Raw genomic sequence first — 12984 nt, 5'->3', positions numbered from 1 at the left:
GCCCGATGCGGCCGGCGTGCCCGTTACCCGCTTACTCGCCCGCCACCGCCGGTCCGCCCGGGTTGCCGCGGCGGTTGCGGCGCTTCTCGCCCCACACGCGGAACCGGTCCATGTACAGATAGACGACCGGCGTCGTGTATAGCGTCAGCACCTGCGACATGATCAGGCCGCCGGCGATCGCGATCCCGAGCGGCGCACGCAGCTCGGCGCCGTCGCCGCTGCCGAACGCGAGCGGCAGCGCGCCGAGGAGTGCCGCCATCGTCGTCATCATGATCGGCCGGAAGCGCAGCAGGCACGCCTCGTGGATTGCATCGAACGACGATTTGTTGCCGTTGCGCGTCTGGTCGATCGCGAAGTCGACCATCATGATCGCGTTCTTCTTCACGATACCGATCAGCAGGATCACGCCGATCAGCGCGATGATGCTGAACTCGGTCTTGAACAGCAGCAGCGCGAGGAGGGCGCCGACGCCGGCCGACGGCAGCGTCGACAGGATGGTGATCGGGTGGATGTAGCTCTCGTACAGGATCCCGAGCACGATGTAGACCGCCAGGAGTGCCGCGAGGATCAGGATCGGCTGGTTGTTCAGCGACTGCTGGAACGCCTGCGCGGTGCCCTGGAAGCTGCCGACGATCGTCGGCGGCACGCCGATCTGCGCCATCGTCTGGTAGATCACCTGGGTCGCCTCCGACAGCGACACGCCAGGCGGCAGATTGAACGAGATCGTCGTCGCGACGAACAGCCCCTGGTGGTTGACCGACAGCGGCGTCGTGCTCGGGCCGAAGGTCGCGATCGCGGACAGCGGGATCATCGTCGACTTCGACGTCGACACCGCCGCGCCCGACGACGCGCTCGACTTGCCGCTCGATGCGATCGAGTTCAGCGCCTGGTTGCGCGCCGAATCGGACGCGATCGCCGCGGCGCTGGTGGCGGCCGTCCCGGCGCTCGACGTACCGGCCGAAGTCGCGACGAAGGTGCCCGCCGCGGCGTTGGTCGTCTGCGAGCCGTTCGCGCTGCCGCCCGACGTACTGATCCACACCTGGTTCAGCATCTCCGGGCTCTGCCAGTATTTCGGCGCGACTTCCATCACGACGTGGTACTGGTTCAGCGGGTTGTAGATCGTCGAGACCTGGCGCTGGCCGAACGCGTCGTACAGCGTGTTGTCGATCTGTGAGGGCTTGATGCCGAGCCGCGCGGCGGTCGCGCGGTCGATCGTCACCATCGCCTCGAGGCCGCCTTGCTGCTGGTCGGAGTTCACGTCGGTCAGCTCGGCGCGCTTTTGCAGCGCCTCGGTCAGCAGCGGCCCCCACTTGTACAGCTCGGCGCTCGAATCGCCGAGCAGCGTGAACTGGTACTGCGCATTGCTCTGCCGGCCGCCGACGCGGATGTCCTGCGCGGCCTGCAGGAACGTGCGCGCACCCGCGACGTCCGCGAGCGGCTTGCGCAACTGCTGGATCACCTGGTCGGCCGACAGCTTGCGCTCGGTGCGGTCCTTCAGCGTGACGAACATGAAGCCGGAGTTGGTCTGCGTGCCGCCGGTGAAGCCCGCGACGCTCTTCACGTTCGGGTTGGCCTGCACGATCCGCATCATTTCGGAGAACTTCAGCTTCATCGCCTGGAACGACGTCGACTGGTCGGCCTGGATGCCGCCGATCATCAACCCGGTATCCTGCTGCGGGAAGAAGCCCTTTGGCACGATGATGTACAGATAGACGTTCAGGCCGATCGTCGCGAACAGGATCAGCAGGACCAGCAGCGGACGGCGCAGCGCCCACGACAGCGTGCGCTCGTAGCCGCGCTGCATCCGCGTGAAGAAGCGCTCGAGGAACCGGCCGAGGCGGCCTTCCTCCTGCACCTCGTGCGACTCGCGCAGCAGCCGCGCGCACATCATCGGCGTGACGGTCAGCGAGACGGCGAGCGACACGCCGATCGCGAGCGACAGCGTCAACGCGAATTCGCGGAACAGGCGCCCGACGATGCCGCCCATCAGCAGGATCGGCAGGAACACCGCGACGAGCGATATGCTCATCGACAGCACGGTGAAGCCGACCTCGCGCGCGCCGTCGAACGCAGCCTGCAGCCGCGGCTTGCCGTTCTCGATGTGGCGCGTGATGTTCTCGAGCACGACGATCGCATCGTCGACGACGAAGCCGGTCGCGACGATCAGCGCCATCAACGACAGGTTGTCGATCGAGAAGCCCAGCAGGTACATCGCGCCGAACGTGCCGATGATCGAGATCGGCACCGCGACGCTCGGAATCAGCGTCGCGCGCCAGTTGCGCAGAAACAGGAACACGACCATCACGACCAGGCTCACCGCGATCAGCAGCGTGTGCTCGGTGTCCTTCAGCGACGCGCGGATCGTCGTCGAACGGTCGAGCACCGGCGTCACCGTGATGTCGGCAGGCAGCGACGCCGTGAGTTGCGGCAGCGCCGCGCGCACGCGGTCGATCGTCTCGATGATGTTCGCGCCGGGCGAGCGGTAGAGAATCACGAGCACCGCGCGCTTGCCGTTCGACAGGCCCAGGTTGCGGAGGTCCTCGACGCCGTCGACGACCTCGGACAGGTCGGACAGCCGCACGGCCGCGCCGTTGCGGTAGGCGACGACCAGGTCGCTGTACTGCGACGCCTGCGAGGCCTGGTCGTTCGTGTAGAGCTGGAAGTGCTTCGGGCCGAATTCGATCGCGCCCTTCGGGCTGTTCGCGTTCGCGGACGCGAGCGCGGCCCGCACGTCCTCGAGGCCGATTCCGTAGTGGAACAGCGCGTGAGGCTCGAGCTCGACGCGCACGGCCGGGTTCGCGGAACCGCTCACCGACACCTGGCCGACCCCGTCGATCTGCGACAGCGACTGCTGCAGCACCGTCGACGCGGCGTCGTACAGCTTCGCGGGCGACGACGTTTCCGATGTGAGCGACACGACCATGATCGGCGAATCGGCCGGGTTGACCTTGCGGTACGTCGGGTTGCTCTTCAGCGACGCGGGCAGGTCGGCGCGCGCCGCGTTGATCGCGGCCTGCACGTCGCGCGCGGCGCCGTCGATGTCGCGGTTCAGCCCGAACTGCAGGATGATCCGCGCGTTGCCGACGGTGCTGGTCGATGTCATTTCGCTGACGTCGGCGATCGAGCCGAGGTGCCGCTCGAGCGGGCTCGTCACGCTGGTCGCGACCGTCTCGGGGCTCGCGCCGGGCAGCGACGCCTGCACCGAGATGGTCGGGAAGTCGACCTGCGGCAGCGGCGACACCGGCAGCTTGATGAACGCGAACAGGCCCGCGAGCGCGACGCCGAGCGCGAGCAGCGTCGTCGCGACGGGGCGGGTGATGAAGGGGCGCGACAGGTTCATCGCTTACGCGCCCGTCTGCTTGCCGGCGTCGCGGCCGGGGCCGTGCCGTTCGAACCAGCCGCGCACGCGGCGCGCGAGGCTGTCGAAGCCGAGGTAGATCACCGGCGTCGTGAACAGCGTCAGCACCTGCGACACGATCAGGCCGCCCGCGATCGCGATCCCGAGCGGCTGGCGCAGCTCGGAGCCCGCGCCGGCGCCGAAGATCAGCGGCACCGCGCCGAGCAGCGCGGCGAGCGTCGTCATCAGGATCGGCCGGAAGCGCAGCAGACACGCCTGGTAGATCGCCTCGCGCGGCGGCTTGCCTTCGACGCGTTCGGCTTCGAGCGCGAAGTCGATCATCATGATCGCGTTCTTCTTCACGATGCCGATCAGCAGCACGATCCCGATGATCCCGATGATGTCGAGATCGTGCCCGGTGATCATCAGCGCGAGCAGCGCGCCGACGCCGGCCGACGGCAGCGTCGACAGGATCGTGATCGGGTGGATGTAGCTTTCGTACAGCACGCCGAGCACGATGTACATCGTGACGACCGCCGCGAGGATCAGGAACAGCTGGTTCGACAGCGACGCCTGGAACGCGAGCGCCGCGCCCTGGAAGCGCGTCTGGAACGAGCCGGGCAGGCCGATGTCCTTCTCGGCGGCGTCGATCGCCTTCACGGCCTCGCCGAGCGATGCGCCCGGTGCGAGGTTGAACGAGACCGTCGTCGACGGGAACTGCGACAGGTGCGCGACGAGCAGCGGCGACGGCCGTTCGTGGAACGATGCGATCGACGACAGCGGAACCTGGCCGCCGCCCGCGGACGGCAGGTAGATGTCGTTCAGCGATTCGGCGTAGTGCTGGTCCTTCGGCTCCGACTCGAGAATCACGCGGTACTGGTTCGACTGCGTGAAGATGGTCGACACGATGCGCTGGCCAAACGCGTCGTACAGCGCGTTGTCGACGGTCGCCGGCGTGATGCCGAAGCGCGCGGCGCTCGCGCGGTCGATCTCGATGTAGACCGACTGGCCGTTGCTCTGCAGGTCGGTCGCGACGTCGGCGAGCGACGGCTCCTTCTGCAGCCGCGTGACGAGCTTCGGCACCCAGGTCGCGAATTCGTCCGGGTTCGGGCTCGTCAGCATGAACTGGTACTGCGTCGGGCTCACGGTCGAGTCGATCGTCAGGTCCTGCACCGACTGCATGAACAGCGTGATGCCGGTCACGTTCGCGACGCGCTGCTGCAGGTCGCGGATGATCTGCGCGGCCGACTCGGCGCGCTCGTCGCGCGCCTTCAGGTTGATCAGCATCCGGCCGCTGTTCAGCGTGATGTTGCTGCCGTCGACGCCGATGAACGACGTGAGGCTGTCGACGTTCGGGTCCTTCAGGATCTCGGCCGCGAGCGCCTGCTGGCGTTCGGCCATCGCGCCGTACGAGATCGATTGCGGCGCCTGCGTGATTGCCTGGATCACGCCGGTATCCTGCGCGGGGAAGAAGCCTTTCGGCACGTACACGTAGAGCAGGGCGGTGAGCCCGAGCGTCAGCAGCGCGACGACGAGCGTCGAGCGCTGGCGGTTCAGCACCCATTCGAGCGCGACCGCGTAGCGCGCGATCACCCAGTCGATCGCGCGGTGCACGCGCGCCTCGAAGCGGTGGCTTTCGGGCGGCGGCGAGTGGCGCAGCAGCTTCGCGCACATCATCGGCACGAGCGTGAGCGACACGATCGCCGAGATCACGATCGTCACTGCAAGTGTGATCGCGAACTCGTGGAACAGCCGGCCGACGACGTCGCCCATGAACAGCAGCGGAATCAGCACCGCGATCAGCGACACCGTCAGCGAGATGATCGTGAAGCCGATCTGCCGCGAGCCCTTCAGCGCGGCCTCGAGCCCCGAATCGCCTTCCTCGACGTAGCGCGCGATGTTCTCGATCATCACGATCGCGTCGTCGACGACGAAGCCGGTCGCGATCGTGAGCGCCATCAACGACAGGTTGTTCAGCGAGAAGCCGGCCATGTACATCACCGCGAGCGTGCCGATCAGCGACAGTGGCACCGACAGGCTCGGGATGATGGTCGCGTAGATGTTCGCGAGGAACAGGTACATCACGAGCACGACCAGCGCGACCGCGAGCAGCAGCTCGAACTGCACGTCGCGCACGGCGGCGCGGATCATCGTCGTGCGGTCGGTGACGATCTGCACGTCGAGCGCGGCGGGCAGCGTCTCCTGCAGCTTCGGCAGCTGCGCCTTGATCGCGTCGACGGTCGCGATCACGTTCGCGCCCGGCTGGCGCTGCACGTTCAGGATGATCGCGGGCTCGGCGTTCACCCACGCGCCGAGCTTGGTGTTCTCCGAGCCGGCGACGACCTTCGCGACGTCGGTCAGCATCACCGGGCGGCCGCTCTTGTAGGCGACGACCGCGTCGTTGTATTGATCGGCGCTGGTGAGCTGGTCGTTCGCGTTGATCGTGTACGCGCGCGTCGGGCCGTCGAAGTTGCCTTTCGGCGTGTTCACGTTCAGGTTCGAGATCGTCGTGCGCAGATCGTCGAGGTTCATCCCGTACTTCGCGAGCGCGGTCGGGTTCGCCTGGATCCGCACGGCCGGCCGGTTGCCGCCCGAGAGGCTGACGAGGCCGACACCCGCGATCTGCGAGATCTTCATCGCGAGGCGCGTGTCGGTCAGGTCCTGTACCTGCGTGAGCGGCAAGGTCTTCGACGTGATGGCCAGCGTCAGCACCGGCGCGTCGGCCGGATTGACCTTCGCGTAGATCGGCGGGGCGGGCAGATCGGACGGCAGCAGGTTGCCGGCCGCGTTGATCGCGGCCTGCACTTCCTGTTCGGCGATGTCGAGCGGCAGGTCGAGCGAGAACTGCAGCGTGATCACCGACGCGCCGGCCGAGCTTTGCGACGACATCTGGTTGAGCGACGGCATCTGCCCGAACTGCCGCTCCAGCGGCGCGGTGACCGACGACGTCATCACCTCCGGGCTCGCGCCCGGATAGAAGGTCTGGACCTGGATCGTCGGGTAGTCGACTTCGGGCAGCGCGGCGAGCGGCAGGAAGCGCAGCGCGACGAGACCGGCCAGCATGATCGCCGCCATCAGGAGGGCGGTGCCGACCGGCCGGAGAATGAAGAGGCGGGATGGATTCATCGAGCGGCCCGCGCGTTACTGGGCCGCGGGGGCCGCTGCCTGCGACGCGCCGTGCTTCTGTCCGCCGCGGTGGGCGGCCGCGCCCGATGCACCCGACGCCGCGCCGGCGCCGTGCGCGCCCGACGCGCCTTTCGGCTTGTCGGCCGGGATCGTGATCTTCGCGCCTTCGCGCAGCCGGTCGGAGCCGTCGGTGACCACGCGCTCGCCGATTGCGACGCCGCTGACGATGCTGGTGCGCTCGCCGTCGACCGGGCCGACCTTGACCTTGCGCACCGTCACCGTGTTGTCGGGTTTCACGATGTACACGAACTGTCCGATCGAGCCCGTCAGCACGGCGGCCGTCGGCACGATCGTCGCATCGCGCATCACGTCGACCAGCAGCCGCGTGTTCACGAACTGATTCGGAAACAGCAGGCCTTCCTTGTTGTCGAAGGTCGCGCGCAGCTTGACCGTGCCGGTGCTCGTGTCGATCTGGTTGTCGAGCGTCTGGAGCGAACCCGTTTCGAGCGGCACCGTGTTGTTGCGGTTGTACGCGGTGACCGACAGTTTCCGGCCCGCGTTCACCTGCTTGACGATCTGCGGCAGGTTGTCCTCCGAGGTCGTGAAGATCACGCTCATCGGCTGCAGCTGCGTGATCACGACGATCCCGTTCGTGTCGCCCGGCGTCACGTAGTTGCCGGGGTCGACCTGGCGCAGGCCGACGCGGCCCGACACCGGCGCCGTGATGCGCGCGTACGTGAGGTTGAGCTTCGCGGAGTCGATCGCCGCCTGGTCGGTCTTCACCGTTCCTTCGTATTGCTTGACGAGCGACGCCTGGGTGTCGACCGTCTGCGACGCGATCGAGTCCTGCGACAGCAGCGTCTGGTAGCGCTTCAGGTCGATGCGGGCCGTCGCGAGCAGCGCCGAGTCGCGCGCGTGCGTGCCTTCGGCATTCTCGAGCGCGACCTGATACGGGCGCGGGTCGACCTGCGCGAGCAGGTCGCCTTTCTTGACGATCTGGCCTTCCTGGAACGCGACGGACTGCAGATAACCCGACAACTGCGTCTTGACCGTCACGTTCGCGAGCGGCGTCACGGTGCCGAGCGCGGACAGCACGATCGGCATCTCGCCCTGCGTCGCCGTCGCGACCGATACGGGTTGCGGAACGTTCGCCATGGCGGCGGGGCCGCCGCGGCCGCGATGGCCGCCACCGCCGGCACTCGCGCCGGAGGCCGCGCTGCCGGCTGCCGGCGCGTCCGCCTGCGTACGGTTCCACGGGTGCCACCACAGCAAGCCGCCGATGACGACGACCGCGAGCGTCCCGATCACCAGCGTGCGGCGCGGGCGGCGCGCGGCGGGGGAGGCGGGATCCTTCGAAGGGGGCGTGGGCTTTTGTTGGTTGTCCATCGTGTTCTGTCAGGAAGACGGCGCGGCGGGCCGGGAAACGGGCTTGGGGCGGCGCGTGGGCTTGCGGTGCCGGAGGGCCGGCTCGGTCCGGGCCCTTCCGGCCCGCGCGGGAAAAGAAAAGAGCGGTGCGCGCCGAGAATGCGGCGCGACGATGGGCATGATGCTACGTCCCGTCCCCGTTACAGTCCAGTCGTCTATCTTTCAACGGGTTACGGTCGTTACAGAAGGCGACGGGACGATGACGGATCGATTACACGGCGCTGCGCCGGGCGGGTGCGCCGCCGATCTCGCGGGTGATTTTCGCGATGCATTCGTGCAGCGCGGGCACCACGTGTTCCTGCAGCCATTCGGGCGGGCACTGACTGGATGCGCCGCCGCAGTTCACCGAATAGCGCTGGCCCGACGGGCCGACGAAACCGGCCGCGACCGCGTTCAGCCCTTCGCGCCATTCGCCGATCGCGATCGCATGGCCCGTGCGCATCGCGTCCTCGACGCCGGGGTTCAGGCGCGCCGATACGTGCGGCCAGTCGTCGCCGGCCGTCGCGCGCAGCGCGTCGAGCAGCACGCGGCGCTCGTCGTCCTCCAGTGCCGCGAGATACGCGCGGCCGACCGCGGTGCGCGCGATGTCCATCCGCGAGCCGATCTCGAGACGCGTGACGAGCACGGCCGAGCGCGGCCGGATCACGTCGATCGCGACCATGTCGAGCCGGTCGCGCACCGCGAGGTGCACCGACAGCGACGTGCGCTCGGCGAGTTCGATCATGAACGGCCGCGAGCGCGCGCGGATGTCGAAGTTGCGCAGGAAGCCGTGGCTCAGCTCCAGCACCGACGCGGTCAGCACGAAGCGCTCGCTGTCGGGCAACTGGAACAGGAAGCCGGCGCTGACGAGCGTCGCGGTGATGCGCGACACGGTCGGCTTCGGGATGCCCGTCAATTCGGTGAGTTCGCGGTTGCTGACCGGGGCGTCGGCGGCCGCGATGCGCCGCAGCACGGCGAGGCCGCGCGCGAGCGCGGTGATCTCGTCCGGCGACGATTCGCGGTCTCGGGGCGCGGGAGGCGTTACAGGTGTCGACACGAGGGATTCTCTCTATTTCCGAAACTCGATTTCAATTTTGTTGGTATTGTAGGATGATTGTCAAAAGATGCATGTTCCATGGGTGAATCGTTCATCGCATGAGATTTTACGGGTTCACCCTTGGTTTATTAGGAAAGCGCTCAAATGAGCATTACCGGGAAGTGAACAAACCGGTGCAAATACCGCTTGACTTGTCGGGCGGAAACGGAAAGAATGTCTCACGTTTTCGAAACATCGTTTCACGAGTTTAACCGGCAACGGTGTTTCGCGCAGTCTCTCAGGTTCTAGCACGGCCCTCGGAATGGCTAGAACTTTTTTAGCGCCACGGTCTCCGTGGCGCTTTTTTTTGCCCGTCCGCCGGACGCATCAGGTCCGTATTATCCCCCGATCGCTGAAATCGCCCGTTCGACCGTGCTCGTGCGCGCCTGCGTGCGTGCGGCGCGCGCAAAAAAAAGCGCGATGCCCGCAATGGGCATCGCGCGTAAACCGGCGTGGAGCGCCGACGAATGAAACGTGAAGAAGAAAGCGTGACAGGGGCACGCGGCCCCACGGTGCCGAGGGTCAGCCCTTCGCGAGCTTGATGCTGGTCGGCTCGGCCGTCAGGTAGCCGACGCTGGCGCCGAAGCGGTCCTTGAAGTTCGCGCGAACGAGCGGATCGAGCGTCGGCTTGACCTTGTCGTGCAGCGGCGACTCCCAGTCGCCCGCGTGCTGGAAGTTGCTCATGATGTAGGTCCAGCCGTTGATCTCGTCGACCGCGTGCAGGCCCGTCGATTCGGCGCCGGCCGGGCACGACAGCACGCGTGCGAGCGACTTCGTGTCGACGTTGTACGCCCACAGGAAGTTGTTCACGTGCATGCCCGAGTCTTCGCCGATGAAGAGCGTGCGCAGCTTCTCGGAGAACTTCAGGTTGTCGGGGTTCGCGATCTTGTCCGGGTTCGCGAGGTTGCCGAGCGCATCGGCCGCGGCGAGGTCCTCGCCGACGAGCGCGGCCGGCGCGCCCATGTCGACCGGCACCCACTCGCTGTCGATCGCGCCGCCCGACGTGTCGCGCTGGCCGGCCTTCAGGTTCAGCGCGTAGACGGCGCCTGCCGCGATCTTCTTGTCCACCGCGACGTCGCGCGACACCGCATTGCCCTGGACCATCGACGTCTCGATCCGCGACATCGCCGTGTAGACGATCTTGTCCTTCGCGTTGACCGTCGTGCCTTCGAGCTTCGTGAATGCCATGCTGCCGCCGATCAGCGCCGCGTAGCGGTGCGTCTCGAGGAACGCGGCCGCCTTTTCCATCCCGGGCTTCACGCGCATCCAGTTGAACTTGCCGCCGAAGTGGATCTTCGTGTAGCTCGCGTCGTTCGGGTCGGTCGTCGTCAGGTCCATGATGTCCGACGCCTTCAGCGTGTTCGCGAGCGTCTCGATCTCGCCGCTGGTCGCGTGACCGATCCTGATCCACGTGAGCGTCGCGCTGCCGGCGCCGGCGGACGACGTCTGCGTCCACTTCGCGACGTACAGCGTGCCGGCCGACAGGTCGGCCGCCTTGTCGGCGACGAACATGAACAGGCCGCCGTTGGTGGCGTCGTCGCCCATCATCACCGTGCGCTGGTCCGGCATCACCTGGATCAGCTCGTGCGAGATGCGGCCGAGGCAGTAGTGCTTCTTCACCGAGCCGGTGCCGTCCGGGTTCACCGTGATCTCGGGCAGGTGGCCGTAGTGATAGGGGTTCGCCTTCGTCTCGTCGCCGAACGTGTTCCGGCTGAATGCCTTGAACTGCGCGTCGGTCGCGGCCTTCGTCGCGTCCGGCTCGTATTCCTCGCTCGACAGGTGCGTGCCCCACGGCGACAGGCTCGCGCCGCACGTGATCCACAGGCCGTGCGCCTTCGACGTGTCGACGTTGTGATACTTGACGACCTTCAGCGCGCCGCTGGACGGATCCTGGTCGAGCGTGATCACCGCGATCGGCGACGGCAGCTGGCCGTACTGCGATGCGCTCGCCTGGTCGCGCGTCGTGTATTCGAACTGCACGACCGCGAACACCGTGTTGCCCTTCACGCCGGCCACGTTCGCATTCTTCAGTGTCAGCAGCGAGCTGCCGTCCGGGCAGTCCGAATAGAACTGGCGCTCTTTGCCCGCCACCGAGCGGTCGATGATCGGCTGGTTGTTGATGTCGTAGTAGCCGCCCGCGAGCGTCGTGCCGCCCTTGCCGTCCGGCACCATGTCGCCCGTCACGAAGAACGGCCGGTACGCGAGCTTGAAGTTGCGCGACGAGCCGTCCGAGAACGACACCGACAGTGTCGAGCCGACCGTCGTCGTGGCCATCGCGGCCGCGTTGTCGAGCGTGGGCGCGGCCATCGCCGAGAACGCCGCCGACGTGTACTCGGCGGCGGCCGGCGTCGCCGCCGGATTGTCGTCGCCGCCGCAGCCCGTCAGCAGGGCCGGCAGCGCGAGGCCGGAGAGGGGCAGCATGGGCGCGCCGGCGAGGATCTTCAGGGCCTGACGACGGGAAGCATTGGGCAACGCGGGCATGTGGAGTCCAGTTTCGAATGTTGGAAGAATGGCCTTTCGCGAAGCAGGCGATCAGCAAGCAATGCGAAGGCGAGTTGAAAACTGGACCGAAGTGTAGGGATGCTCGATGAAAGTTTTTTGAATTGAAAACGTAATGATGCGTCGGGCGTCCGTCAGGCGCGCTGCCGGACGCCGGTTGGGCGCGTATTCGCGCTCAGTCGCGCTCGGGCGTCGCCGAGATGCGGTGGATCGACAGGTCGGCGCCGTCGAATTCGGCTTCGCGCTCGAGGCGCAGCCCGACGGTCGCTTTCAGCGCGCCGTACACGAGCGTGCCGCCGGCGGTGGCGATCGCGATGCCGCCGAGTGTGCCGATGAGTTGCGACACGAACGACACGCCGCCGAGGCCGCCGAACGCGGGTTGCCCGAACACGCCGGCCGCGATGCCGCCGAGCGTGCCGCACATCCCGTGCAGCGGCCACACGCCGAGCACGTCGTCGATGCGCCACTTGTTCTGCACGCAGGTGAACATCGCGACGAACAACGCGCCGGCTGCCGCGCCGGTGACGAGCGCACCGATCGGGTGCATCACGTCGGAGCCCGCGCAGACCGCGACGAGGCCCGCGAGCGGGCCGTTGTACGTGAAGCCCGGATCGTTGCGCCCGGCCATCCACGCGGCGAGCGTGCCGCCGACCATCGCCATCAGCGAGTTCACGGCGACCAGGCCGCTGATCTTGTCGAGCGTCTGCGCGCTCATCACGTTGAAGCCGAACCAGCCGACCGCGAGCACCCATGCGCCGAGTGCGAGGAACGGAATGTTCGACGGCGGGTGCGCGGCGATGCGGCCATCCTTGGCATAGCGGCCGTGGCGTGCGCCGAGCAGCAGCACGGCCGGCAACGCGACCCAGCCGCCGAACGCATGCACGACGACCGAGCCCGCGAAATCGTGGAACGGCGCGCCGAACGCATGCGTGAGCCAGCCCTGCACGCCGAAGCGTTCATTCCATGCGATTCCTTCGAAGAACGGATAGATGAAGCCGACGATGATCAGCGTCGCGACGAGCTGAGGATTGAATTTCGCGCGTTCGGCGATGCCGCCGGACACGATCGCGGGAATGGCCGCCGCGAACGTCAGCAGGAAGAAGAAGCGCACGAGCGCGTAGCCGCTGTGCTGCGACAGCGTGCCGATGTCGTCGAAGAACTCGACGCCATACGCGATCGTGTAGCCGATGAAGAAGTACGCGAGCGTCGACACCGAGAAGTCGACCAGGATCTTCACGAGCGCGTTGACCTGGTTCTTCTTGCGGACCGTGCCGAGCTCGAGAAATGCGAAGCCCGCGTGCATCGCGAGCACCATGACGGCGCCGATCAACAGAAACAGTGTGTCGACGCCGGATTTCAGACCATCCATGCCGTGGCTTCCTTGCGCAAAAAACGGGCGAGGAATGCAAATATCGAGCCAACTTGGTGAACGTGTGCGTGTAAGTGGTGCGGGCGGCCGTGCGATGCGGCACGCGGGCGATGCGTGCACGGGAGCGGGGCAGGCCGCGTGTGGGGCCGGAGG

General features: G+C 67.1%; 6 protein-coding genes. All 6 read right to left on the bottom strand.

From position 1 onward, the window contains the following. Nucleotides 1–31: 31 nt before the first annotated feature. Nucleotides 32–3340: an efflux RND transporter permease subunit gene (locus WS45_RS24750; protein ID WP_059702156.1), complete on the bottom strand. Its 3309-nt coding sequence runs from the start codon at nucleotides 3338–3340 to the stop codon at nucleotides 32–34. 3 nt (nucleotides 3341–3343) lie between these two features. Continuing rightward, the gene (locus WS45_RS24745; protein WP_059702154.1) at nucleotides 3344–6463 is read right to left on the bottom strand and encodes an MdtB/MuxB family multidrug efflux RND transporter permease subunit; all 3120 of its coding nucleotides are present in this window, start codon (nucleotides 6461–6463) and stop codon (nucleotides 3344–3346) included. A 15-nt stretch (nucleotides 6464–6478) separates the two neighbouring features. Continuing rightward, nucleotides 6479–7849 (bottom strand): MdtA/MuxA family multidrug efflux RND transporter periplasmic adaptor subunit, encoded by a 1371-nt coding sequence (locus WS45_RS24740; protein WP_059702152.1) that lies wholly within the window; start codon nucleotides 7847–7849, stop codon nucleotides 6479–6481. Between the two features lie 250 nt (nucleotides 7850–8099). Next, nucleotides 8100–8924, bottom strand: a complete 825-nt coding sequence (locus WS45_RS24735; RefSeq protein WP_059691123.1) for an IclR family transcriptional regulator — start codon at nucleotides 8922–8924, stop codon at nucleotides 8100–8102. A gap of 561 nt (nucleotides 8925–9485) precedes the next feature. Beyond that, nucleotides 9486–11444, bottom strand: a complete 1959-nt coding sequence (locus tag WS45_RS24730) for a PhoX family protein (protein ID WP_059702149.1) — start codon at nucleotides 11442–11444, stop codon at nucleotides 9486–9488. A gap of 193 nt (nucleotides 11445–11637) precedes the next feature. Then, entirely contained in the window at nucleotides 11638–12831 is a 1194-nt protein-coding gene (locus WS45_RS24725; protein ID WP_059702147.1) for an ammonium transporter, read from the bottom strand. Between the last annotated feature and the right edge of the window lie 153 nt (nucleotides 12832–12984).

The organism is Burkholderia sp. RF2-non_BP3 (assembly GCF_001522185.1).
In the GTDB taxonomy this organism is placed as follows: Bacteria; Pseudomonadota; Gammaproteobacteria; order Burkholderiales; family Burkholderiaceae; genus Burkholderia; species Burkholderia diffusa.
Note: the sequence above shows the minus strand (reverse complement) of the source record. Positions and strands in the feature narration are given on the sequence as shown.